General features: G+C 52.5%; 19 protein-coding genes. 11 read left to right on the top strand and 8 right to left on the bottom strand.

Features of this window, described 5'->3' with window-relative positions:
* Nucleotides 1-241: 241 nt before the first annotated feature.
* On the bottom strand, nucleotides 242-1,195 hold the full coding sequence (locus EL633_RS13440) for an aldo/keto reductase (RefSeq protein WP_126627674.1): 954 nt from the start codon (nucleotides 1,193-1,195) through the stop codon (nucleotides 242-244).
* A 219-nt stretch (nucleotides 1,196-1,414) separates the two neighbouring features.
* On the opposite strand from EL633_RS13440, the gene EL633_RS13435 reads away from it, so the two are divergent.
* Nucleotides 1,415-2,644: a cysteine desulfurase-like protein gene (locus EL633_RS13435; RefSeq protein WP_126627673.1), complete on the top strand. Its 1,230-nt coding sequence runs from the start codon at nucleotides 1,415-1,417 to the stop codon at nucleotides 2,642-2,644.
* Between the two features lie 67 nt (nucleotides 2,645-2,711).
* On the opposite strand, the gene EL633_RS13430 is transcribed toward EL633_RS13435, so the two are convergent.
* Genes EL633_RS13430 through EL633_RS13420 form a run of 3 tightly spaced genes read right to left on the bottom strand, consistent with a single transcriptional unit; the run spans nucleotide 2,712 to nucleotide 5,415 of the window.
* Nucleotides 2,712-4,640: an SHOCT-like domain-containing protein gene (locus EL633_RS13430; RefSeq protein ID WP_126627672.1), complete on the bottom strand. Its 1,929-nt coding sequence runs from the start codon at nucleotides 4,638-4,640 to the stop codon at nucleotides 2,712-2,714.
* Nucleotides 4,641-4,675: 35 nt separating this feature from the next.
* Entirely contained in the window at nucleotides 4,676-5,050 is a 375-nt protein-coding gene (locus EL633_RS13425) for a hypothetical protein (RefSeq protein WP_126627671.1), read from the bottom strand.
* A 5-nt stretch (nucleotides 5,051-5,055) separates the two neighbouring features.
* Nucleotides 5,056-5,415 (bottom strand): DUF2089 domain-containing protein, encoded by a 360-nt coding sequence (locus tag EL633_RS13420; RefSeq protein ID WP_126627670.1) that lies wholly within the window; start codon nucleotides 5,413-5,415, stop codon nucleotides 5,056-5,058.
* A 615-nt stretch (nucleotides 5,416-6,030) separates the two neighbouring features.
* On the opposite strand from EL633_RS13420, the gene EL633_RS13415 reads away from it, so the two are divergent.
* Both EL633_RS13415 and EL633_RS13410 read left to right on the top strand, forming a co-directional pair.
* Complete coding sequence (locus tag EL633_RS13415; RefSeq protein ID WP_126627669.1) at nucleotides 6,031-6,627, top strand: RNA polymerase sigma factor; 597 nt, start codon at nucleotides 6,031-6,033, stop codon at nucleotides 6,625-6,627.
* The gene (locus EL633_RS13410; RefSeq protein ID WP_126627668.1) at nucleotides 6,599-8,725 is read left to right on the top strand and encodes an ABC transporter substrate-binding protein; all 2,127 of its coding nucleotides are present in this window, start codon (nucleotides 6,599-6,601) and stop codon (nucleotides 8,723-8,725) included. Before EL633_RS13415 ends, EL633_RS13410 begins: the two co-directional genes overlap by 29 nt.
* A gap of 67 nt (nucleotides 8,726-8,792) precedes the next feature.
* On the opposite strand, the gene EL633_RS13405 is transcribed toward EL633_RS13410, so the two are convergent.
* Complete coding sequence (locus tag EL633_RS13405) at nucleotides 8,793-10,220, bottom strand: hypothetical protein (protein ID WP_126627667.1); 1,428 nt, start codon at nucleotides 10,218-10,220, stop codon at nucleotides 8,793-8,795.
* Between the two features lie 318 nt (nucleotides 10,221-10,538).
* Between EL633_RS13405 and EL633_RS13400 the strand changes: the two genes are divergently transcribed.
* The 4 genes from EL633_RS13400 to EL633_RS13385 all read left to right on the top strand — a co-directional run bounded on the left by EL633_RS13400 (nucleotide 10,539) and on the right by EL633_RS13385 (nucleotide 13,720).
* A complete protein-coding gene (locus tag EL633_RS13400; protein WP_126627666.1) occupies nucleotides 10,539-11,519 on the top strand; it encodes an ABC transporter ATP-binding protein in 981 nt (326 codons plus the stop codon).
* Complete coding sequence (locus tag EL633_RS13395; protein ID WP_126627665.1) at nucleotides 11,519-12,232, top strand: ABC transporter ATP-binding protein; 714 nt, start codon at nucleotides 11,519-11,521, stop codon at nucleotides 12,230-12,232. The genes EL633_RS13400 and EL633_RS13395 overlap by 1 nt, the downstream gene beginning before the upstream one ends.
* Nucleotides 12,233-12,361: 129 nt before the next feature.
* Nucleotides 12,362-12,892 (top strand): GNAT family N-acetyltransferase, encoded by a 531-nt coding sequence (locus EL633_RS13390; protein WP_126627664.1) that lies wholly within the window; start codon nucleotides 12,362-12,364, stop codon nucleotides 12,890-12,892.
* 39 nt (nucleotides 12,893-12,931) lie between these two features.
* On the top strand, nucleotides 12,932-13,720 hold the full coding sequence (locus tag EL633_RS13385) for a hypothetical protein (RefSeq protein WP_126627663.1): 789 nt from the start codon (nucleotides 12,932-12,934) through the stop codon (nucleotides 13,718-13,720).
* Nucleotides 13,721-13,863: 143 nt separating this feature from the next.
* Here EL633_RS13385 and EL633_RS13380 read toward each other — a convergent pair whose 3' ends face one another.
* A complete protein-coding gene (locus tag EL633_RS13380; RefSeq protein ID WP_126627662.1) occupies nucleotides 13,864-14,961 on the bottom strand; it encodes a Gfo/Idh/MocA family oxidoreductase in 1,098 nt (365 codons plus the stop codon).
* A 315-nt stretch (nucleotides 14,962-15,276) separates the two neighbouring features.
* Between EL633_RS13380 and EL633_RS13375 the strand changes: the two genes are divergently transcribed.
* Nucleotides 15,277-16,605 (top strand): sensor histidine kinase, encoded by a 1,329-nt coding sequence (locus EL633_RS13375; RefSeq protein ID WP_126627661.1) that lies wholly within the window; start codon nucleotides 15,277-15,279, stop codon nucleotides 16,603-16,605.
* 75 nt (nucleotides 16,606-16,680) lie between these two features.
* On the opposite strand, the gene EL633_RS13370 is transcribed toward EL633_RS13375, so the two are convergent.
* Together EL633_RS13370 and EL633_RS13365 are read right to left on the bottom strand one after the other, a co-directional pair.
* Nucleotides 16,681-17,697 carry an SRPBCC family protein gene (locus tag EL633_RS13370; protein ID WP_161982128.1) on the bottom strand — a complete coding sequence of 339 codons (1,017 nt, stop codon included), beginning with the start codon at nucleotides 17,695-17,697 and terminating at the stop codon, nucleotides 16,681-16,683.
* A gap of 249 nt (nucleotides 17,698-17,946) precedes the next feature.
* Nucleotides 17,947-18,855, bottom strand: a complete 909-nt coding sequence (locus EL633_RS13365) for an SRPBCC family protein (RefSeq protein WP_161982127.1) — start codon at nucleotides 18,853-18,855, stop codon at nucleotides 17,947-17,949.
* Nucleotides 18,856-19,153: 298 nt separating this feature from the next.
* Between EL633_RS13365 and EL633_RS13360 the strand changes: the two genes are divergently transcribed.
* The 3 genes from EL633_RS13360 (at nucleotide 19,154) to EL633_RS13350 (ending at nucleotide 24,168) form a co-directional block, all read left to right on the top strand.
* Nucleotides 19,154-20,560: an outer membrane protein assembly factor BamB family protein gene (locus tag EL633_RS13360; protein WP_126627658.1), complete on the top strand. Its 1,407-nt coding sequence runs from the start codon at nucleotides 19,154-19,156 to the stop codon at nucleotides 20,558-20,560.
* A 417-nt stretch (nucleotides 20,561-20,977) separates the two neighbouring features.
* Entirely contained in the window at nucleotides 20,978-22,333 is a 1,356-nt protein-coding gene (locus EL633_RS13355) for an outer membrane protein assembly factor BamB family protein (protein ID WP_126627657.1), read from the top strand.
* Between the two features lie 473 nt (nucleotides 22,334-22,806).
* Nucleotides 22,807-24,168 (top strand): helix-turn-helix domain-containing protein, encoded by a 1,362-nt coding sequence (locus EL633_RS13350; protein ID WP_126627656.1) that lies wholly within the window; start codon nucleotides 22,807-22,809, stop codon nucleotides 24,166-24,168.
* Nucleotides 24,169-24,345: the final 177 nt, after the last annotated feature.

The raw sequence follows: 24,345 nt of genomic DNA, 5'->3' as shown, positions 1-24,345 counted from the left end.
TTTTTGCCATGGCACCTCCTTTCTTCGCTTGAAACATATGTAATGTCTTAAGTATACCGGAATCAGTAATTATTAGCAAGTAAATATAAATGTAGGAGTGCCATGCATCCCATGAAAAGCACCACGGGGACGTGGTCGTGATGAGAGGAGGGATCGCTGGGAGAGGTTTTTGTGAGGGCAAAAAAGGGCCCCCACAAATCATATCGATTGTAGGGGCTTTGTGCTGTTTTATGTGCTAGATTTAGGGGTGTGCAGCCAGGAAGCTGTTGATCTGGTCGAGTTCGAGATCGCTGAGGCGGAACTCGGCGGCCATGAGCATTTCTTCGATCTGTTCGCTGCTACGTGAGCCCACGATGGCTGCGGTGACGCCAGGATTTTTGAGGGTCCAGGCTACTGCGACGACGCCGGCGGTGACGTTGTGTGGGAAGCCGATTTCTGAGAGCAGGTTGGCCAACTCCAGGTTACGCGAGAGGCGTGGCTCCTTATATTCGTCATTCTGTTTGCGCCAGTCGTTATCAGGCATCTTTTCGATGCGCTCTTTACTCATGCGACCGCTCAGCAGGCCAGAGGCCATTGGCGAGTACACGATGACGCCGATGTTGTTTTTCTCACAGTAAGGGAGAATTTCTTTTTCGGCCTCTGAATGAACCAGCGAATATGGTGGCTGTAATGTCTCAACCGGTGCGATCTTCTCGGCGCGTTTCATTTGCTCGACATTAAAGTTCGAGACGCCAATATGACGTACCTTGCCCTCTTTTTTCAGTTTGGCCAGAGCTTCCCAGCCCTCTTCGATATCTGGCTCCGGGTTAGGCCAGTGGATCTGATAAAGATCGATGGTATCAATACCCAGGCGTTTCAAGCTGGCTTCGCACTCACGGCGGATCGAGTCTGCCTTCAGGCTATTGCCAACTTCACGTTTCTCATCCCAGACGAGAGAGCACTTTGTGAAAATAAGGGGTTTCTCACGACCCTTGATAGCCTTACCAACGATCTCCTCAGAATGACCAAGACCATAGACCGCCGCCGTATCGATCCAGTTGATACCTAGTTCAAGGCCTCGTTTGATGGCCGCGATAGATTGGGTGTCATCCTGGCTCCCCCAACCACCTGACCAGTCGCCACCACCGATGGCCCAGGCTCCGATACCGATAGGGGTAATTTCCATGTCTGTTCTGCCGAATTGGCGCGTATGCATGCTAGATCCTTTCATCTATTTCAAGGGTAAGTGGTTTATATGTTTCTTGTTACACGTATCACTCAGCCATCAAGAGACAACGTGCGACATTTTTGCGTTTCCTATCTGTAGTATAAACCGAGATGGTAGCGGTTGAATTGCTTGCCAGCATCGGGTGGATGGTACAATGGGTGAGTTGACTGCAGGATGCCTTGAATATTTTTGGAGAGGATTTTTTAGATGTTTAAGATTGATGAGGTGCGGACTCATTTTCCTGGTTTGGATAGTGGGGCGATCTTTTTTGATAATCCAGGTGGGACACAAGTGGCACGTGAAGTGATGATGCGCATGCAAAATTATTTTTTGTACGCAAATGCAAATCATGGCGGAGCCTTTCGGACGAGTCAGGCGTCTGATGCTGTAGTGTTGGAGGCACGCGAGGCAGTCGCAACCTTCCTGAATGCTGCCCGACCCGAGGAGATTGTCTTTGGTCAGAATATGACGAGTCTGACCTTACATATTAGCCGCAGTATTGCTCGTTTGCTCCAGCCTGGTGATGAGATTGTGGTGACGCGACTGGACCATGATGCCAATATCGCGCCCTGGCTACTGATTGCTGAGGATCGGGGTTGCGAGATACGCTGGGTGGATTTCCGACCAGAGGATTGCACACTGGATATGCAGGCTCTGGAAGCGGCGATCAACGAACGTACAAAACTGGTGGCGATTGGCTATGCCTCGAATGCGGTAGGGACGATCAATGACGTGCGTCAGGCGGTACAACTGACCCGGCGGGTTGGGGCCCTCAGTTTTGTGGATGCGGTCCAGTATGCGCCGCATAAGCTTATCGATGTACAGGAATTGGATTGTGATCTGCTGGCCTGCTCCGCGTATAAGTTCTTCGGGCCGCATACGGGTATCCTCTATGGTAAATATGACTTGCTTGAGCGCCTGACGGCCTATAAAGTGCGTCCAGCGGGCCAGCATACGCCGGATAAGTTTGAGACCGGTACACAGAGCTATGAGTCGATTGCGGGCGTGCTGGGAGCTTTAGAGTATCTGGCCGGCTTAGGTACAGGTGAGGGCGAGAAACTGGAGCGTCGAGAGGCTCTGGCGCGTGGTATGCAGGCGCTTGAGTCCTATGAAGAAGAGCTGAGTCTAGCTTTGCTGGCGGGCCTACAGACGGTACCTGGACTCAAGCTATTGGGAATTACGGCTGCGGAGCGTGTCGGACAACGTGTGCCAACCTTCTCCTTTACGCTGGAAGGCTGGAATTCTCGCCAGGTTGCGGAACGTCTGGCTGCTGAAGATATCTATGTCTGGAGCGGCGATTTCTATGCGCTGGAAGCGATTGCACGCCTGGGACTTGAGAACCAGGGTGGCATTGTACGTGTTGGTCTGGCCCACTATAATACCGCGCAAGAGATCGATAAACTGATTAGTGTGCTCAAACAGTTGCAAGCTAACTAGAGACGGGCACAAAAACAGGGATGTGCCGAATATGTATTCAGGCACATCCCCGTATGACTTAGCGGGCTTAATTGCCCAGGGCCTCAAGGAGCATATCGCCCTCTTCAGGAGTAACACGCCCCTCGGCGATCATGCGCAGGATGGCTTCGCGTTCCTGCTCAACATCGACCGGTGGTGTGGCCGCTGTCGTTGGCTCGGCCGGTGCCGCTGGCACCTCTGGCTGAGCACGCTCAACTCTGGCCTGTTCCTGTTCCGGAGAATACCCCTGTGGATATGCCGCATACGGATCAAGTGACGCTGATGGTTGCTGCGCAGGTGGCGTCGGTGGTGTTGGTGGTGTTGGCGGCGTTGGTGGTGTTGGGGGCACTGGCCGTTCAGTTGGTGGTGCTGGAGGACGAGGCACATTCATGTTGCGTAGTGCCTGTTCCACCGCTTCCATTGCTCCCTGAACCCCTTCGGAGGCCGCACGTTGCGCCTGCTCCACAAGGCGATTGATACGCTCCGGATCCATACTCCATTCACGATCATGCGTGCGGAAATTGAAACGGGCCGCCTTATCATGCTGGCGACGAGCGCGTTCAGCATTTTTCTGGTACTGTTTACGGGCGCGTTCAGCGTTTTTTTGCTGTGCCTTTGAGGAGAACTCATCGGCAATCGCCGAAGTGATCTCGACTCCCAGGTCGCGTCCCATATTGCCCATCTCACGGCCAAAAGAGGCCATCTCACTCGCGAACTCATCCCACCAGGCGCCATTATCGTTGCTACTGCTACTCTTCGGACCTTTCTCGCCCTTTAAGTGCAGATCGCCACCGACCGCCAGGTCCAGACGTGCAGCCCCTTCCCCATAGACGAGGGTAGCGCGATTACCCGTTCTATTAGAGACAACCGAGCGGCCTGTGATATCTCCACCAACCGAAGCCTGGATGGTCAGGTTCGCCTGTTCTGGCAGGACCACGATGGCGTCACTACCAACACGCACAAACGAGGTGCTGCCCGTAGCGAAGTCCGCCTGTAGATTGAGATCCGATCCAACTGTACCGACATTGACCGATCCGTGAATACCCTGTAAAGAAGCATCCGAGCCGATTGTGCCCGTGCGGATATCGCCGCCAATATCCGTGAAGGCGGCATCGCTGCCAATGCTACCCAGCGTGACATTCCCGCTTATGCCACGAATATCCACATCGGTGCCGATACTGCCAGCGTTAACCTGGGCACCCTCATGAATGATCAGATCATGGCCGATACTGCCTAATTTGATCTGCGCCTGTGGACTTTTAGTAATCTGGCACTCATGGCCGATTGATTTTGCCGTCAGGCTACTGACTTCCTGGACCGAAAGGCTATTGCCAATATTCCCAAAGACGACCGTACTCTCACGTTGCCCCACCAGCGTACAGTCGTTGCCAACGTTATCGCAGCGAAACGTATTGACGTCCTGTACCTCTAGATCATTGCCGACACTACCAATGATTGCCTCTTCAATATCTTTGAGCCAGAGATCATTCTCGACCGCTTCTAGCTCTACGCGGCCAATGGCTGAAAGAGCCACATCCCCGCGTATGCGTCGCTGGGCCTTGATTGCGCCCAGGTTCTTGCCGGCGACATCCCCAGTGATATCTTCAAGAGTGACATTCCCCTGGATATCTAACAGATTGAGATCACCTTGAATATTGCTGAGACTGACATCGCCCTGAATAGCTTTAAGGTTGAGATCAGCATTTACCTTCCGGCCCTGTACCTGGCGCACCTGCTCAATGCTGGCATCATCGTTGAGCTCTGAGAGATACACGCTCGTCTCATAAGGAACCTTGATCGTCAGACTATCCTGGGAATTCTGGATGGTGATGTTCTGTTCCTCAGGATCACTCAAGAACAACTCGCTATCAGTCTCAATCTCGATGCTCGGCTGATCCCAGCCACTTATAGTAAGTGCATCATTGATAGTTCTCAGTGTAAGGGATTGAATATTTTCGGCAGAGATTGTTTTTTTCATAGCTTTTTTATTTCTCCTCGTGGAAGATAGCATGGTTACTCAACAAAGACTTCCAGCCGCTCGCCCTGCTCCAGGTCCTGTATATCCAGGAGACGGCCGCTGGCCCCCTCTTCAATCGAGTGTAAAACATCCTCGATCAAGCGTGAATTTAGCTGGGGGAGTAGATGGCCGCCCAGGCGAGCACTTGTACGCAATAATTGAACTGGCATACTGGCAATAATGTTTTTGCGCTTCTGGTGAGGACGCAAGCTGGTCGCCCGGATCCTCAGGGTACGCTCACGTACGGGCTCTGGTGCTCTGGTCAGTTCGGTTTCCAGGGCGTCTAGCAATTGCGCGGCCTCTATGGCACTGACCTGACCGCCCTCCACCAGAAAAAGGATGCGGTCGCGTTCATCTTTTGATAGCGCCATTATGGTTAGCCTTTCAACAATTTCATGGCTTCTTCAACGCTGATCTCTTTAGCCGCCAGCCTATCCAGAACTACGCGGCGATCGACGCGACCATCAAATTCCGGGGTACCACCTAGCGCGGTCACGATATCATCCAGTCGGCTACGGGCTGTGTTATAAGCGATATTCATCTCGGCCGCCAGCTTCTGGATATTGCCACGATATTTTACCAGCAATTCCACGAAATCCAACTGCTCGCGGGTCAGGCGTCCGATCCAACCCAGGCTAAAGCGACCTTCAATCGTAACGCCGCTGGCGGGACACTCAAGGCGGGTTACAATCATTTCTTCCCCGCTGACAGGATCTCTGGTAATCAATGGATGCATACGAGAACTTCCTCCTTGTCTTTACTGGACCCAAACTTTGTGCTACAAAGATTAATATTTACTATTGTCCTGGCGCTTTTTGTATTGATGTGTGTAGGATACCATGGATAAATGAAAAAATCAATACTTTTATGGTAAATATTTTTATATTCTTGTAGATATTTACCTTTTGGTTGGAATATTTTTTAGGAAAGGTGCTCGGGGGTGGTTATGTTGGCATACTGTTTTAAATAAAGTGTGTTTGATTTCCACTTTTAGCGGTGAGGGTAGAACCAGCCGCACTCGGGCCCTGAAGGGCCCATGCTTCTTTTTAATGGGGTGTGAAATTGTGCGCATCGCGCACAATTTCACACCCCATTAAAAACTATTGAAGTATCGGGGGGCGAAAACAATGTTTGGTGAACCACAGATTTCGTGGGGAGCAAAGGCTTATTAGAGAGGGAATGTTTATTTATGGGATTTAGGAGCGTCTGTATTAATTGGTGTCCCTTTTTTCAATGATGCTTGAGAGTAAGGGGAGTGTGTACTGTGGGACTTTGTTTGCGGTTTGAGACGGCGAATGAGGTTTGGATAGGCCACCCTCACCAATATGCATACAGTGAAGGGAGTCCGGCTATGTATCGGCATCTTCCTGAGGATATTTCTCTGGAATGGCTGGTGAGGGAGGCGCGTGAGGGGAATCAGCAGGCGGCAGATCGGTTGTTCGACACATTTTATCGTAGAATTCGCCACTTTTTTCTGCGTGAGTTGCATGTGGGGATTGAGACGGCGGAGGAACTGGTTCAGGATACCTTTGAGAAGGCCTGGCGTAAGCTGCCGAGCTTGCAGGATTGTGGGCGTTTTGAGGCCTGGCTGTATACGATTGCGCGTAATGTAGCCTTTGATCATGGCCGCAAACTGAAGCGACGGAAGCCTCCGACTCCCATTGATCAAGATTTTGATCTGGCTGATGCTTCACCACAGGTTGAGAGCCTGGTACTGGCCGAGATGCATATTCGTGAGATGTGGGATGCGATGCCAACCAGACAGCGTGAATGTCTCTATCTGTTCTACATGGAAAACATGACAATGGAAGAGGTAGCAGTACGGCTCCATCTAGGGGCCGATACAGTGAAAGCATATATTAGTAAGGCGCGCGTCAAGTTACGCGAAGGGATCTATTCATCAGAGGAGGAGGTAAGTAATGTCAAATCAAAACGAAGCAGAGCATGATCCAATGGAGGATCTGTTCATGCACGTCATGTGTGACCGCTGGGCTGAAAAGCTCACGGTTACACGTGTTGAGCACTTCTCTGATGATGAACGAGAGGCATTTGAGCTGCATATACAGTCCTGTCCGCGTTGTCTGGAACTGGCTGGTCAATATGAGGTTGTGGACAAATATTTTTATCGCCTGTTACTCTCTGAATATCCAGCGGCGGCAATGAAGGCGCCTCCATTGCCGGTTGGCCGCAGGAGTCGGCGTCAGGCTTATCATCTTTGGGATACCCTTCAACATAGCTTGGGGCAGCGTATGGTGGCGTTCCAACACTCCTTCTCGCTGCTTTTACAAGGCTCTGGCCTGGTGTTACTGTTCATTATGCTGGGGGCAGTATTTTTTCAGGTTGAGGTGGATGGGACCCGGGTTACGCCTGTAACGATCATGGCGCTCTTGCTGGCATTTATGTTGATCTTACTGGGATTTTTGAATAATGCGCAGTTGCGCAATGCATCTTCGCAGCGTTCAGCGCGGCAGCAAGGTACATTGGCCTGGCGGGAGTTTTCTTTGCCGATGCCGGCGATCACAGGTGAGGTGCAACAGGAGAAACGTTATGCTTCGCGCAGGCGTGTACGACAGCTATGGCGAGACAAGTGGATCTGGGGTGTGATGTTCTGTCTCCTGTTGCTGATTGGTACGATCTCGGCGGGCTGGCTGTGGCCGTTGAATGGGCCGAGTCATAAGCTTAGTGATGATGCCAGTGGTGCCCCCGTGGGTATCAGTGTGGATGGTAGTCGGGTCTTTGATACCAATCGTCAGGATGGTGAATTGAAACGGCAGGCGGCCAGCAAGATTCAGGACGGCGATATTGATGGGGCCAGAGAGTTGTGGAAACAGGCGCTGACACTGGATAGCAATGATGCTGAGCTGTTGATTTATCGTGAGAATCAGGCTGTCAAAGATGCGCTACAGCCATATTTTACGCTGGTCGTGGGGACGGTCTTCGCGCAGCAGCATATTGGCGGGGCTAGAGATATTTTGCAAGGAGCGTATGTCGCACAGAAAGAATATAATGCCCAGGCCAGTAAAACACACGGGACACTCTTACGTTTGATGATTGCCTCTGCCGATGTTGATGGGACCAGTCCTACGACTATCGCGACCCAGGTTGTGCAGGCAGCACAGAAAGATCCCACAATTATTGGTGTGATGGGCTGGTCTACCAGCCGTAGTGCCCTATCCGCGTTGCAGGAGTTGACCGATGCTCATCTGCCGATGGTATCGCCAACCGCCTCAAGTGATTTTCTGACGGGCCGTTCACCCTATTTTTTCAGGGTTGCGCCACCTGATACGCAGCAGGCCACGTTGGCGGCCAACTACGCCAAAGATGTGCTCCATGCCAAACGTGTCGTGCTCATAAGTGATCCAGATGATACCTATAGTAATAGTCTGGGCCAGGCATTTATGCAGCATTATCAAGATGGCCAGCATAAACTGGTGCATGAGCCTTTTGCTTACACCAAAGGTGATCTCAGCACGGTTGCGCGACAGATGAATGATATTCTGGCTCAGAAGCCGGACCTGATCTATTTTGCTGGCTATGTGAATGAGGCCAGTGTCGTCTTGAAGGGTTTGCCTCCGTGTAGTAAAGTAAACTGCCTGACCGTCCTGGGTGGGGACGCGCTCTATGTACAAGGAGATTATTCGCTAGAGGCCTTCAAGAATTATGGACGGCTACGTTTTACCGCCTTCGCATCCGAGGAACGCTCGCTGGCGCTCCATCCACAATTCTTTGCCAATTATGCCAGAGATTTTGATCCTCAAGGACAATATCGGGCCAGAACGTATGGCTATAATGCCACTGACGCCGATATTATTCTGGGTTATGACTCCACGCTGGTCCTGATCCGGGCCAGTCAGCAATTGCAAGCGCAGGGCAAGCAACACCTCAATGGCCGGGAACTACAGCGGGTCCTGCAAACAATCTCAGTCCCGGGGGTGAGTGGAGAGATCCATTTCGCGTCTGACGGCAATCCAGTTGGTAAGGATATCGTAATGCTGCAAGGCAACGAAGACGGCACCACGCATATCGATCACTCACTGGACCATTAGCATGTATTTATGCTTAAACCGACAAAGAAATAACCGTCATAAATAGCTTGGATATGCGACACATGAGTCATCCCCAATTTTTCTGAAATCGCTCAAGGTCTCGGATGAGTGAGCAAACCGTGAGGGGATCATCAGAAGGTGGGAGGAAACAACCGAAGCGGGGACGGTCATCGTTCCACAAGCGACTGAGTGCCCATCGGATCCGATAGAGTGGTGCCTGCACGTGCAGGCACCGCTTTCCGGTTCGGTGACATCGGAAGCGCAAGAGCGCTTGCACGAGTTCGTGATGCCTCGGATCAAGCAAGGAAAGCAGGAAGGCATAGACGAGCATGACCATACCAAGCAACTTGAGTCGAGCTTCTAACGACCACAACCGAGGACATTCCAAGGCCAATTCACATTTCGCATAGCGAAAACTCACCTCAATTTGCCATCTCCGACGATAACTGAAGAACACATCCCATGCTTGCTCTTCGGTGTGGACTGGCTCATTGGTGATCAAATACATGATGCCTTTTTTGACCCGCGCTTTCACGAGAAACAATGGTTCGTGCGTCTGAGGATGGCGAAGGGCTGTCCACCACAGATCACAGGCCATCTTTTCTCCCGTTCTGCCATCCCAGATCTCTTTGTGCGCGCGATACTTCTTCCCCTGGCCAATTTGCCACAGCTTCTTTTCCTCTCCGGCCAGTGTCAGAAACACGTGATGTTTGACCCAGCGGATAATGAAACGGGCCCGATACTTGGCGAGCACGCGCAGCCAATATCCTGAGGCATAGCCGCGATCAAAGACATGAACCAGCAAAGAACCCCATTTCCTGACACAGATCCGCAATCCCTCTTCTTCCGCATCTCGGAGCCTGGTGGCAAAGACGCCTTTGGTTGACCACCACTTCGTGACTGCCAGATGAGGAAGCCCTTGCATTCCGACAATGAGTGCAGCATTCCACTGCATTCCCATGACCCTGACCGGACGAGCAGCAGGCCAATTGAACACGAAGCCCCGCTTTGTCCGCTGCCGCCTCTTGGCTTTACTCGAGAGAACCGGGCAGAGTCCTTCCAACTTTTCGCTTTCGGCTTTCTCCAGCACACTTCCATCCCAGATGCAGAGGATCCGCTTGCATTGCTCTTTGAGGGTGCGTACCTCCTCATCCGCTTTTTCCAGCAGATAGTGGTCAATGAGTCCTACCGTCCACTTCACGGATCGCAACAGCTTTCCGACCCGCTTGGTGCCTGCGGTAGCACTACATGCGTAGCCATCATAGCCTTGCAGATAGGATCCAAGTTCACTTATCCACAGGGCTTGCGGGTTATTGCGCAAGCGGATGATGGCGACCAGGCATTGCAGCAAGGTGCGCACCAACCGTTTGTCCAAGACATCATCGAGCCTGAGCAAAAAAGGCTGCAAAAACTGTTCAAGCAACTGAAGCAGATGCTGTGATCCCCCCTGCGGATCTTGTTCCAAGCGTTTGAAGGTTTCTGACAATTCTGACATAATAACGATGGATCTCCTCATTTAGTGATTGTTTGCTTTTCATATTCAACAGTCTAAATGACGAGATCCATTTTGCCTAGCCCTTCTTTTTTGCCTAGCCCTTCTTTTGAAAAATTAGGGATGACTCATAGTTTTTTGTGTGCCCGGCTTTGTGAAAAGCTGTTTGCTATGGAGAGGAGCAGGGTGGAGCTATATAGACAGGATCAAGTAAAATAAGTAAAATGATCATCTATGGGAAAACATTGTGGTATTTCTATGCATTACTACATGAGAGACTATTTTTTATCCGCTCGGTTTTAAAGATAAAAAGGAGTTAGTATGCCCGACTCTATTGTGCTATGCGATAACCTGGTGAAAATATATAAGGTTGCTGATCTGGAGGTGGTGGCTTTACAGGGTCTCGATCTGGAGGTGACGGCTGGCGAGGTCATGGCGATCGTTGGTGCTTCAGGTTCAGGAAAAAGTACTTTGCTGAACATTCTGAGTGGTCTGGATATACCAAGTGCTGGTAGTGGTATTGTGGATGGTAACGATCTGACGCGTTTGACGCAGGCGCAACGTATCAATTATCGCCGTCATGTGGTTGGTCAGATCTGGCAGCAGAGTGGACGGAATCTTTTGCCGGAATTAAGTGCTCAGGCGAATGTGGAGCTACCACAAATGCTGAGTGGGGTTGGCTCTTCCCAACGCTCCAAACGGGCACGTGAATTGCTGGAATTGGTGGGGTTGGGTGGTAAAGAACTTAAGAAGCCCGGTCAACTCTCCGGTGGTGAGCAGCAGCGTACCGCGATTGCCGTCGCACTCTCTAATGATCCTAGAATCCTGCTGGCCGATGAACCTACGGGCGAACTGGATTCTACAACGGCGGGTGAGATTTTTAGTCTGTTCCGTCGCCTGAATAGCGAATTGGGCCTGACAATTATTACGGTTACCCATGATGCGACTATCGCGGCGGCCGTAGATCGAACTATCGCGATCCGTGATGGTCGGACCAGCACGGAGACGGTGCGCCGTGAGACGATGCTGGAGAATGTAGAGGCGCATATGCCGGCTGCTAGTGCTGTGATTGGACTCTCCTCCAAGACGCACCGTGAATCGATCCTGATTGATCGTGCGGGCCGGTTGCAACTACCTAAAGAGGCCATTGAGACCCTGGCATTTAATGGGCGTGCGGAAGTTCGTATTGTGGATGATCATGTTGAGCTCTGGCCGATTCTGGATCAGGTTAATGGCAACGGCAGTAATGGCCATGGTGTATTGTCGACAATGAATGGTCAGAATGGCAAGGAGCTGAAATAATGGATACAGCAATCGCAACCGAGGCTATTGTACGGGCGAGCGGGATTACACGGGACTATCCGTCCGGTGGCGGTGTCGTACATGCGTTACGTGGCATTGATCTGCTGATCAAGCCGAGTGAATTTGTGGCCTTACGTGGCCGTTCCGGCTCTGGTAAGACAACCCTGCTCAATATTTTGATCGGGCTGGATAGTCCGACCAGTGGGAGTGTCCATATTCTGGGTAAGGATCTGTTGAAGATGAATGAGACCGAGCGTGCGCGCCTGCGCCGTGAGAGTATCGGTATGATGTTCCAGAACGCCCATCTCTTTCCTTCACTGACCGCCTTAGAGAACGTCGAGATCCCCCTACGCCTCTCCAAGATGGCTTCGGCCCAGCGGAACAAACAGGCTAGCGAGGCCCTGGAGCGGGTTGGATTAGGGAAACGCGCCAAACACCGTGGTATGGAGTTATCCGGTGGTGAGCAGCAACGTGTCGCGCTGGCCCGGGCCCTGGTGCATAAGCCGCGCTTTATGGTTGCCGACGAGCCTACTGGTAATCTGGACTCCCTGACTGGACGTGACATTACCCAACTGCTGCGTACGCTGTCCCACGAAGAAAACATCGGTTTGTTGATCGCCACCCACGATCCTGTGGTCTTTAATAGCGCTGACCGCCTTATACATATTCAGGATGGTTTGCTCAGTGAGGAAATGAACCTACCTATACAATGATGCCGTTGGAATATATACTGGGAAGGCGTACATATATTGAGCGGGCCAGGTGCTCTATGATGGCCAGTGCGGGTTGGTATACGATTGTTTGAGCGGTCGCTGTAGCCTGTGGTAGCGAGAGGATTGCTGATGTTGTTTTTAATTGAGCCGACAGTTCGTTATAAGGAAAGTTTCCTGGAGGGGTTGCGGGAATTTCAAGATGAGGGGAGCTTTCTACAAGAGGATTTGCGTGCTCTTTCTACTCACTTTGAAGAGTATGTGCGGCGACTGACGACTCAGTATCAGCGGGCTTCGTTTCCTCCTGATTATGTGCCCGCAACTCGCTACTGGCTGGTGGAGGTGGATGAACAGGGACAAGAGGTGTATGTGGGGAATCTGACGGTGCGCCATGAGTTAAATGCCTTTTTGTTGAAGGTGGGTGGGCATATTGGTTATCAGATCCGGCCCTCATGGCGGCGTCGAGGTTATGGAAAACAGATTTTGCATCTAGGCTTACAGAAGGCTCTGGAGTTAGGGATTACCAGGGCGTTAGTGACGTGTGATGAGACCAATATCGGCTCTAAAAAAGTGATTGAATATAATGGTGGGCAGTTTGAGAATGCCGTCTTTATTGAAGGCTCGCGCATTAAGAAGTTGCGCTATTGGATTGATATTGCTTAATTGATCGTTGTGGTTCCGTAATGGGAAAGGGGTGGAGACGTGTTTGATGTAACTCCCTTACTTCCAGAGGCTCGTCCGGTCGCTCTGGCGGCGACCCAGGTTTATTGGAAACACTTACAAGCTTCGTGTATCGGCATCCTGATCCATGGCTCGGCCTTGAAGGGCGGGCTGATTCCTGGCTGTAGTGATCTGGATTTTCAGCTATATGTGCAGGCGGCAGCTTTAGAGAAGAATGGACAGTTGCCAATTGAACAGAGTATGGCGATCCAGCGCGACCTGGCTGTTATTGATCCTGCTCCGTTCCAGTATATCCAGGCGTACGTAAAGGCTCCACGTGAAACATTACAGGAGGGATTGGTCGGGCCGATTCCTGGTGCCTATCATCTGATCTATGGTCGGCTAGCGGTGCCGGAGGCGACGGACGAGCAACTTATCCAGGGCTCAAAACGTAGCATTGAGCGTATTCCGCAGATTATTGCTAAACTCTCAGGTGATATGTTAGAACATGGTGGTGGGCGGCTGGAGCGCAATCTGCGTTATCTCTGTACCGATGTCTGGCCCATCCTGTATAGTGTCCTGACCCTCCAGTCCCAGCAGGCACTGGCGATCTGGCAACTTCCTAAGATGTCGGCCCTCAATCTGCTCCCATTGCATACACCTATGGGTAGCAATATCCGGCGTTTTTATCAGTGTCTGAATAGCTACTATAGTCGCGAATCCGGGATAGAGGATGCACTGGACGTTTTTACCCATGGTGTAGCGTTCCTGCAAGCGGTAGAACAATGGTATGCCGGCTATGTCTCAACCAATCCATCCATACATTCGTAACGGCAGGGCTTGCCCCTGCTCCAGCTCACGTACAACTATGCACAAACAATACGCCGCACGCGCCTGAAGCTGCTCGCCTTCACACAAATACGTGTTTAAGAAACATTTCGTACGTGGACAGGCAGCAGGGGCAAGCCCTGCCGCTACGGCAGGGTGATGGTGCGGCCTTCGCGGGCGCTGGTCTGGGCGGCTTCGATGACACGGATGACTTCGATGACTGATTGTGGGTCGACCGGAACTTTTGCGCCGTGTGTGATGGCGTCGCGGACCTGGGCATAGTATTTCTCATATGCTCCTGGCTCGGTCTCAATGGGTCCATCTAGATGGATGTTATCATCGGTGAGGTCGGTGGAGAGACGACCCCAGAGGTCGCGTGGTTCGCTACCCCAGCCGGGCTGTCCTGGCTGTTTGCCGGCGCGGAGTGCATCTTCCTGTGGGTCGAGTCCCCATTTTTCATAGGTGCCACGTAGGCCGCTGACACGCATGCGCTGACCTGAGATGCGGGCTACCTGGCTCATCCATAGATGGGCGCTGATGCCGCTGGGGAAGTGTAGGGCGACAAAGCTATCATCATCAACCTGGGCTCCTGGCCGCCGCTGTGCCATCTCTGCGTAGACGCGTTCAGGCTTGCCAAATAAGTAGAGGGCCTGATCGATCAGGTGGCTGCCCAGATCATAGAGTTGGCCGCCTGCCAGTTTGGGATCAGATGATTCGCGCCAGGCACCGGCACGTGGCGCGGGCCGATAGCGCTCAAAGCGGGACTCAAAGCGTGTCAGGGGTCCTAAGAGTCGGGCGGAGAGTATCTTCTGGACGGTCAGGAAATCATTATCCCAGCGCCGATTTTGAAATATGGTCAGGAGCTTGCCGCTCTGCTGACTGGCTGTGAGCAGTTTTTCCGCATCGGCCACGGTTGCCGCCATGGGTTTATCTACTACTACCGGTAGGCCAGCCTGCATGGCCGCTATGCCCAGAGAGACATGGGTATCATTTGAGGTTGCCACTACTGCCAGATCATAGCTCTGCGCGTCCTGCCAGAGTTCCTCGACCGTGGCCAGGATATTGGCCTGGGGATAACGCTTGCGTGCGTTCTGCTGCCGCTCGGGATTACTGGTTACGATGGCTGCTACCTGCATACCAGGTGTGGCATCGATAAGCGGTGCGTGAAAGACCGAGCCAGCCAATCCATAGCCAATGATTGCTGCTCGCACCGGAGCCTGCCTAGCGGATTTATGCGTGGACATTGTGTCCTCCTTTAGTGTTTGACTAGTGCTCCTACTATAGTAACACGAAAAGCAGGCGTCCTGTTTGGTAGGATGGGGAAAATCAAATCGCCCTGTATCCATATCAGGAAAGATATATATGGATATGGTTGAGGATGATGTATAATGGTAAATATAGAACAGCTATTTTTTCGGTAAATCTGATCAGGTAGACTATTCCTCCCGGCTTGCAGATGTGCTATTTAAAGAGAGAGGCCTTGCCGTATATTCTTTTTTTGCGATGCGTAGCCTATGGCATGTAGATATTGATTATACTCCCCGATAAGGAGATGAGTGTTGAGCGGTTCAGTGCGTACGGATCAAGAACTTCTAAATGAATTGGCTATGTTACGGACAAGGGTGACTGAGTTAGAGCAGGAACGCGAGCAGGCTTTGGCACATGGTCAGCAAAAGCTGGAGCGTCTGCAGCAGGATCAAGTAGCACATACGGCGGAGGATAAAGATGCGCCTGTGTATGAGCGTCTGGTGGTACTGGAGGCGATATTTGAGACGATTAAGGATGCTCTGGCCGTTTATGCGCCTTCGGGTAAGATTGTGCGTGCTAACCGGGCGTTCTATCAACTAATGGGTATAGAACACCCATTGGAGTATGATAATCAGTCGCTACAAGAGCGTGGTCAACTGGTGCGTTTGAGTGATGAGCATGGGGTTCCTCTACCTGAGGAGTTGTGGCCGGCGAGGCGCGCGCTCCGTGGTGAGGTGATTACCAGTGAAAATGCACCGGATATTACCTTTTTTACGATGGATGGTCGTGAGATTCAGGCTGATATTACCGGGGCGCCGCTGCGTGATAGTTATGGAAATGTGATCGGGGCGGTGATTGTGCTGCACGATATTACACAACGGAAGCGACTGGAGATGCGTTACGTTGAAGATAATCGGCGGATGGATGAGTTTTTAAGTATTGCCAGCCATGAATTGCGCACGCCAATGACTACGATCAATGGCAATATTCAATTGGCCATGAGGCGTGTCAGAGGATTGAGTAGACCCGAGGGTGGGCCGCCGGATTATGAGGATAAGCTTGCATTGATTCAGGAGTTACTGAGTCGTGCGGAGCGCCAGGTGCGGATCCAGAATCGTCTGGTGAGCGATCTATTGGATGTCTCACGTATTCAGGCCAATCGCCTGGAGTTAAATATTGCGGAATGCGATCTGGCGGCGATTACGCGTGAGGCGGTAGAAGACCAACGTTTCTCTGTACCGCGTCGAACGATCCTGCTGCATAATGTATCCCCTGAGCTATCGATTCCGATCCAGGCCGATGCCGACCGTATTGGTCAGGTGATCACGAATTTTCTTACCAATGCCCTCAAATACTCAGACGAGGATACTACGGTGGATGTTGATATTCAACTACAGGACACATATGCTCGTGTCTCGGTCCATGATAAGGGTCCTGGCCTGCCGGAAGATGAGCGTAAACGCCTCTGGGAACGCTTCTATCGCGTACCAGGTATCAGGATCCGTAGTGGTTCGGGGATGAGCCTCGGCCTGGGTTTGTATATCTGCCATACCATCATTGAGCTGCATAATGGCCAGATCGGTGTTGACAGTACCGTTGGTGAAGGCTCAACCTTCTGGTTTATGTTGCCGCTGGCATAGCCGATCCAGAGCATCGAAAAAGACAGGACCTGTCCCCAACTATAGGGACAGGTCCTGTCTTTTCTATAAAGAAGCTTATGCGTTTTCTTGACGGCGTGCTCGTTCCTCGGGAGTCTCTTCGACCGGGGTTGTACCACGTATATGGGCATTCCACGGTGATTCTTCCTGGATTTCTTCGACGCCGGGTTCTTGTGAACCTCGGAGTTGTGCTGGTGAGCGGGCCAGCATCGGATCTTCCTGGTAATGAGGATAACGGCTAGTGCCGTCCTGGTCACCGATGGGGCTACGATCCATGGAGGCATTGCGACCACCGAGGGTGTCAAGGACAGGATCCAAATCACGTTGTTGCGCCGTTTGTGACTGGTCCGGTGTGGTGTTTGCCGCCACCCGATCACGCTCGGCCTGGGCCTGGAGTGCCTCGGACTGTTGCTGCGCTGCCGCCTGCTCACGGGCCTGTTGCTGTTCCGTGGCCGCCTGCTGCTGCTGCCATTGATCCTGCGTACGAGCCGCTTCCTGCTGGATAGCTTGCTCACGTGACTGGAGAGACTGCTGACTCATCATCGGATCGTTCTCCATGGTCTGTGATTGACGGGCCGTCGTGGCGTTGCGCGTGACCGCGCTCTCATCATGGAAGAGGTAATGCGATTGCATTGGATCCAGCGCTCCTGCCGGTGCCTTTTCAACCATTTGCGCGAAATGCTCAAGATCCTGCTGTAGCACCGTTTCAAAGCGGGCCTCGACCCCCAGGGCATCAACAATCTTGCCCAGGACACCAGCGGGTGGTGTATATGAGATAAAGACATCTACCAGGGTACGATCCGCGCCCTGCGCCTCAAAACGGACACTCCCAGTGTTTTCCAGGCCGCTGGTTGAGCGCCAGCCGATCTGCTGATTGGGAATCCAATTTTCATTGACGGCATCCCATTCCTGGGTACCGGCAACCTGCGCCACCCAATGGCTACGCTGCTCATCCAGATAGGTGACTTCTTTCACGAAGCTCATAAATTTTGGAAAATCATTAAAATGCGTAAAGAACGCATAGACCTGTTGAAGTGGAGCGTTAACTGTTACTGATGCATGATGTTCGGACATATTTTCTCCTCCTTTGCCCACATACCAGATATGTTTGCCAGCCAGACGAGCGTGTCTTCCTGATGGATAGGAGAAAACAAAGTGACCAGGCCTTACTCTGCTGCCTTCTATCTCTGTTTGGATCAGATGTGGCGAGAGTTGCCCGGTCACATACATTTACCAGGATAGCGACTACTACGACCGCATGGTGCAATGATATCTATCATGTACACGGACCAGCGGCCAAAAAGGTTCTCCTGGCGCGAACTGCTACTCGGTTGGTTGTGGTTTCGCGATGATGCCCGGCCTGGCCTGCCGACGTGCAGTCATAGGATCCTGGCCGATATCGGGATTGCGCACACGGGTGCCGTCGCGATCACCCAGGCCACGCGCCCAGGCGGCATAGCTATGTTTGGGATCAAGCGGAGTGGTTTCGGCCTTCTGTTGTGCGACCGCGCGCTCAGCCTCCTCCTGACGTCTCTTAATCGACTCACGTGCCAGGATGGTTTCACGTTCCTGTTGAATCTGGCGTTCGCGTTCACGTTGCTTTTGTCGCTCAGCCTCGCGCTCAGCCTGGAGTAATTTGCGTCGTTCTTGCTCCTGACTCAACTTCTGTTGCCGTGCGGTCATCGCGTCCGGACTCATCATAGGATCGTGCGCCATGGCGGCCCGCTGGCGTGGAGTAATATCACCCTTCTGAGCTGAACTTTCCTGATGGAAAAGATAATGTGAGGACATGGGATCAAGTGCACCGGCAGGTGCCTCTTCGACCATCCTGGCAAAATGCTGTAGATCTTTTTGTAGGATCGAATCAAAATAGGCATTAATACCCAGACTCTCACCCAGGCCCCCGAGAGGGCCGGTTGGCGGTGTGTAGCGAAGATAGACATCCACACTGGTACGCTCAGGACCAAGTGGGCGGAACTTGACGCGCCCGGCATTCTTCATGCCGCGCGTTGAACGCCAGCCAACCTGCTGATCAGGAATCCAATCCTCGTTGACCGCGTCCCACTCATATTGTCCTACGACTTTGACTACCCAATGGCTCCGTTGAGTATCATGATAGGTAACCTCCTTCACAAAGCTCATGAATTTTGGAAAATCATTGAAATGTGTGAAGAGTTCATAGACTTGATGCACTGGAGCTTTGACGATAACCGATGCTGAATGTTCAACCATAGCTGGTCTCCTTTTCGAGGGAGATGCGCACTTTAGTACAGGGCGTACCAATTGCATATCTAACTATCGAGCAGCAAATGACATCTTTCAGGCGTACATGTTTCGAATATCGACGAATTTGGTATAGTGCTAGCAGCACTAAGGATTTCTTAGTATAGCATATTGATTCAAGTTAATCAACGCTGCTTCACACGCAAGCCTGCCGGGCAACGCTTTACAAAATGGGGCTGCTGCTATTAGACTTATTTATAGGAAGAATGTGTTACGAGCATGTTGGATCGCCCTTGAGAGGTGCCGTGTGCATAATGATGAAGAGCAGGATCTATTTGATGATGAGTTCGAGATCATGGATCTGGAGGGTGAGGAGGGGAAGGGACGTGTCTGGCCATGGTCACATGTTTTGCAAGGACAACGTTTCTCGCGCCGCCTGAGCCGCTATTTGTTGTTCCTGACGCTGCTGGTGGCGGTAATTGGACTGGTGGTGCTGGGCCCGAATCTGGCGTTTGTCTCGCGGCAACTATTCGCGGGCGCTCCAACGCCAGTGTCGACCGTTGGCGCGGTTGATAAGGAACAGCCAGCAGCGGACGTTCCGGGTTTCTCTATGGTCACGACGGCCTCCCTCGGAGATCTGATCATTGTGCGTACGGCCCCCCAGGTGCAGAACGCGGCGGGTAGGATTGTGGCGCTCTCACGCACTACCGGCCAGATGCGCTGGGAATCGCAGCCCACGATCCTGGCCATGGGAGTCGAGGACGGCAAACTATGGGTGCAGGAGACCGATAACTCGCTCAACGGTATTAGTGAGCGTGACGGCTCTCTGGTCTGGAAACGCGACCTGCCAGCCGGCTCTATCGTGGTAGGAGTGCGCGACGGCTTGATTTATGTACAGAATAGTCGCCTGGATCTGGCTGTCTATCATATCGCCGACGGCTCGCTGCAATGGAAAGCCGCCACTGTCGGTCGGCTGATGCAGTTTGGCGCGGGCATGGTCTATGTGGTACATGTCTATAGCCGGGCCGTGAGCATTCTCCAGGCATTACATGCCAGCGACGGAAAAATTGTCTGGCAATATACCTTGCCGCTGGTCCCACAGTCGCTGGCCATGGACAAAGACATTGTCTATATTTCAGGCATGAATAATCTGCTCGTAGTCGTACGCGTGGGGACCGAGCAGCCGTTATGGCAGTTACAATTGAGGCCAGGGGATATTGTCGCGCAGGTTGTGGCTGGCCGTGTCTATCTTGAACTTGCCGGTCATGAACGCCTGGATGTCCTCGATGGCCGGACTGGTGCGCCCGCCTGGAACTTCCAGCAGACAGGACTCGCACTGGTCAGTGTTCAACAGGATAGGACCTATGTCCAACTCCCCCAGGGAGTCGCAGTCCTTTCTACGCGCAACGGCCAGATGATCTGGAGCTATGGGACAAGCATCACGCAGCCAGAGATCCAGCTCCATAATAATATCGTCTATGCCAGTTCTATCCAGGATGGGGTCATCAATGCCATGGATGCCAGAAGTGGCCAGCTCCTCTGGCATTATGCTGTCTTTAGCACCAACAATAAACCAGCCAGTCAACCGGCATCCGTGGTGCGTATTGAGGATAGTGTCCTGTATCTTGTCGTCAAGAACAACCTTTCCCTGCGTGCCCTGAGTATTCCCCAGACGGCCCAACTCTGGCAGACGCCACTTACCTATCATGAATAACGATAACCAACGTAGTTTCGGCCCGTGCGGCCAATATTTTGCATGTAATGTTTTTATGCATGTAATAACTAAATATAATCGTATTGATCCACCAAGCAAAGCGTGAGGAGGTGGCGATCATGATCATGATCCGGAACCTTGACGTGAGGCGAGGAGACGGCAACCCGCAAGGGGATTGCCCTACAATAGTCATTTCCAGGTGATTTTATTATGCAGGTGAGGTGATAAACAGAATATTATCTTCGAGATAATGTAACAAGAAAAGCGATAGGTGTAGGGCAATCCCCTTGCGGGTTGCCGTCTCCTCGCTCTCTGTGAAAGCTCCTGGTCATGATCATGATTGGGTATGAAATAGTGTTAACCAACGTAATTTCGGCCCGTGCGGCCGATGTTACGTGAGAGAAAGGAGGTGCAGGGATGCGGGACGATGATGATATTGAGATTGTAGATCTGGATGCGCCCGATGATGTGGCCCGCTCGGGTAGTGGGGCCTTTTCGCGGCGTAGCCGGCTGTGGCTGGGGGTGTTGACTGCTATTGGTGCCGTAGTGGCCCTGGTCCTGTTCTGGCCCGCTGTAGCGTCTCTGGTGGCGATTACACGCGCTACTCCGCCGGCGGCGACACCTGCGCCACGCCCCACCGTGGTGGCACAGACACCCCCACGGGTATCAATGCTGACAATAGGGGATGTTAGACTGGTGAAAGAATCTCCATCCTATACCGGGGATAATGGTTTTCTGTATGCGCTACAGACAACGACGGGCCATTCGCTGTGGCAGGTGAGTCAGCCGGTGCGTGACTTTGGCGTCGTTGCGGGCGATAATGTCTACATCTATACCAGTACCTATTCTCTGGCCATATTGAATGCGCATAGCGGACATCTATTATGGCAGCGGCAGCTAGGGAATGAGGCCACGGTAGTCGGAACGCTAGCGCAGCAAGTCTATGTGTCCGATGGCGAGCAGCTCACGGCCTATGATGTAAACACAGGCAAACAACTCTGGAGCCGTACCCGCGTCGGCAGCTTCCTGCAAGTAGATGCGGGCCTGATCTATACCTTTGCTAACAGCCATCTCGGCTGGAACTTACTGGCGCTACGGCCGCAGGACGGCCAGACAGTCGCGAATTATACCATGCTGGACGTCTATCTCCGCTCCATCCAGATTGAGAACGGACTGGCATACGTCGTCCAGGCCAATAGTATCATGTTTACGCTCCAACTCTCAGATCACCGGCAGCTCTGGCGACAGACCCTCCCCCCAAACGCCAACGTAGCGCGCATCGTCGATGGCCGCATCTACCTGGACATCTACGATCAAGGGAAAGATAATCAGATTGAAGTCCTGCGCGGTAGGGATGGAGCGTTCCTCTGGCACTACAGCTATGGCTATGTCTCCACCACCGACATCCAGGACGGAATTGTCTATGTGAGCGCCCATAGCAGCATCAGCGCACTACGGGTAGAGACCGGCCAACTCCTCTGGCATTACGAAACCGGCTACCTCGACCCCGACATCCGCATCAACGCCGGCACCGTCTACGTCAACTCATTCTCAGCTGGCGTCGTCGACACCCTCAACGCCCACACCGGCAAACCCATCTGGCACTACGCTACATCCCAGCGCGGCAAAGACCAATCCTCAATCATCAGCTTTATCGTCCACATAGACGGCGGCATCGTCTACATCGCCTCCGTCAACGACCTCACCCTCAACGCCATCAGTGCCAGCAACAAAAGCCCACTATGGAACACCCTCATCCACATCAGCCGATAAAACCAGAGATGAGGACAACAGCAACAAAGCGAAAGGAGCAGAAGATCCGGCGAGACCCACCGCCAGACCACATCCTGGCAAGAAAGCGGGAGGTGCAGTGACGCCCCCGCCAGACCACATCCCCGGCGAAAAAGCGGGAGGTGCAGGAGGGCCGGCGAGGCCCTCCTGCCGGGGTTCGGGGTGCCCCCGACCACTCCCACTCTCCCGCCGAAGGCGGGAGGAGGGGGAGTGTCAACAATGACCTTCAGGCTATTCGAGAACAAATTTACAAATGGCGACAAAATACGATTAATTCGTCCTGAGACGGTAACTCAGGCCCATTTTAGCCCCTATTTTTTGCTGTCCAAGCTCGAAAAACATGGTATAGTTTCTCTGGTTGGGAATTCAGATGATTGCAGATGTTAACGTAATCGCCGCCGATTACATCCAAGGGAGTAGAAGAGCATTGCATCTAGCTGGTAGGATAGAAGGGCTTGAACACACGTTTTATTACAGAGAGAGGACCACCGATGAACTGGCAAGGCGCTTTTCGTGTTATTATTCGCGTCATCTTTATTTTTGCGTATATCGCTTTCCTGGCGGCATCCATCAGACACGTCGCCACATTCTTCCACAATTTTGAAGCAGACCCTAACGATTGGGTGAATCCGTACACCCTGGCAGTAAGTATTGACCTCACAGCGCTGGTCCTTACCGTCGGTGTCATGTTTTTCCGTGGCAATATGCCCTGGTATGCCCAGGGATTTACCTGGATCTTCATCGTCGCATTGACCGCCTTTAGCTGGTTTGTCAACTGGGAATACGCCATGACCTTCCAGGGCAATGACCTGCGCGTCAACGATACATTGAGAATGCTTAATCCCATCCTGGCCTCATCCTTCGCCTTCTTGAATCTTGCCTACTCGGTGGTCGCGGAATTCTTCAGCTCCAAAAATAAGACCGCCGCCCAACTGGCCGCCGAAGTCGATGAGCTGGAGATGCTGGAAGCGCAACAGGTGCGCCTGGCTGAATATCGAGCCCGCACAAAACAGCCGAGCATCATTCAACGCGTCAAAAAGACCGCCATCGAGGCCCGTGAAGCGGTCAACGAAGTCTTAACCACAGACCCAGCCGAAAATCAGCAGGTAAAGGTCGCCAGCGCCGCGCAACAGTTAACCCCGGCTATCGAACCTGACATCGTCGCGGAACAGTCTGTAGAGGATCTCACGAGCGCTCCGCAGCACGTTATCAACCAGATCGCCGAGCCACAGGCAGATGAGCGGTCAGCTGCCCATGGCGCGCTCCCCGAACTTCCCCAGCTTGAGCCAGTGATCACCACACCGCTACCTGCGAATGAGTATGAGCAGATCAGTGAATTTGTTTCCAATGAAGAGCCGATCACTCAGCATGAAGACGAGCAGAGCCTGATCACCGAACCACTATCCATAGATGTTAACGAGTATGCGGGTGAGGCGCAGCAGGATACCACAGCCGGCCAGCCAATCAACGAATTGAGTCCAGCCAGCCAGGCCAGTGACGTATTTCTCCCGGCCTGGGCAGGTGGCGAAGATGTTGGCACCTTCCTGACTGAAGATGATATGCAGCCCTATCTGCCCAGCGGTGATACAGCCTCGATGTCTAAAATATCGTCAGCGACCGGAAAACTGACCCGGCGCAAACCCATGAGCGTCGCCGAAGCCGCTGAAGCCCTTTCACTCTCAGAGCGCCGGATCCGCGAGCTACGCAGTCAAGGCATCCTCGTCACCGACGAAAGCAACAAGATCAAAGTCGCCAGCGTCAACGCCTATCTTGGCAAACGCAAAGTGAAAACAGCCGAACTGTCCCTTACCAACTAATATGCTGGTGGAAGAGCGACGGTAGATCCCAGGAAACGACAACACCTTGAGGAGGTAGATGGCACTCGCGGAGAGTCGCCACCTACCTCCTTTTCATCTCCTGAATATGCGCGGGAGCAAGCGCTATTATCAGGCCGCTTGCTAGTACCTTTGTCAAAATTCATTTCATTTTAACCA

It is taken from the genome of Dictyobacter alpinus (assembly GCF_003967575.1).
GTDB lineage: Bacteria > Chloroflexota > Ktedonobacteria > Ktedonobacterales > Ktedonobacteraceae > Dictyobacter > Dictyobacter alpinus.
The sequence above is the reverse complement of the archived record's forward strand: the minus strand, read 5'-3'. Positions and strand labels throughout refer to the sequence as shown.

Excerpts from the sequence above, each read along its gene's own strand:
- EL633_RS13430 (WP_126627672.1), bottom strand. The coding sequence starts at position 4,640 with ATGAAAAAAACAATCTCTGCCGAAAATATTCAATCCCTTACACTGAGA.
- EL633_RS13415 (WP_126627669.1), top strand. The coding sequence starts at position 6,031 with ATGTATCGGCATCTTCCTGAGGATATTTCTCTGGAATGGCTGGTGAGG.
- EL633_RS13365 (WP_161982127.1), bottom strand. The coding sequence starts at position 18,855 with ATGGTTGAACATTCAGCATCGGTTATCGTCAAAGCTCCAGTGCATCAA.
- EL633_RS13420 (WP_126627670.1), bottom strand. The coding sequence starts at position 5,415 with ATGCATCCATTGATTACCAGAGATCCTGTCAGCGGGGAAGAAATGATT.
- EL633_RS13405 (WP_126627667.1), bottom strand. The coding sequence starts at position 10,220 with ATGTCAGAATTGTCAGAAACCTTCAAACGCTTGGAACAAGATCCGCAG.
- EL633_RS13370 (WP_161982128.1), bottom strand. The coding sequence starts at position 17,697 with ATGTCCGAACATCATGCATCAGTAACAGTTAACGCTCCACTTCAACAG.
- EL633_RS13440 (WP_126627674.1), bottom strand. The coding sequence starts at position 1,195 with ATGCATACGCGCCAATTCGGCAGAACAGACATGGAAATTACCCCTATC.
- EL633_RS13410 (WP_126627668.1), top strand. The coding sequence starts at position 6,599 with ATGTCAAATCAAAACGAAGCAGAGCATGATCCAATGGAGGATCTGTTC.
- EL633_RS13435 (WP_126627673.1), top strand. The coding sequence starts at position 1,415 with ATGTTTAAGATTGATGAGGTGCGGACTCATTTTCCTGGTTTGGATAGT.
- EL633_RS13380 (WP_126627662.1), bottom strand. The coding sequence starts at position 14,961 with ATGTCCACGCATAAATCCGCTAGGCAGGCTCCGGTGCGAGCAGCAATC.
- EL633_RS13355 (WP_126627657.1), top strand. The coding sequence starts at position 20,978 with ATGCGGGACGATGATGATATTGAGATTGTAGATCTGGATGCGCCCGAT.
- EL633_RS13400 (WP_126627666.1), top strand. The coding sequence starts at position 10,539 with ATGCCCGACTCTATTGTGCTATGCGATAACCTGGTGAAAATATATAAG.
- EL633_RS13395 (WP_126627665.1), top strand. The coding sequence starts at position 11,519 with ATGGATACAGCAATCGCAACCGAGGCTATTGTACGGGCGAGCGGGATT.
- EL633_RS13390 (WP_126627664.1), top strand. The coding sequence starts at position 12,362 with ATGTTGTTTTTAATTGAGCCGACAGTTCGTTATAAGGAAAGTTTCCTG.
- EL633_RS13425 (WP_126627671.1), bottom strand. The coding sequence starts at position 5,050 with ATGGCGCTATCAAAAGATGAACGCGACCGCATCCTTTTTCTGGTGGAG.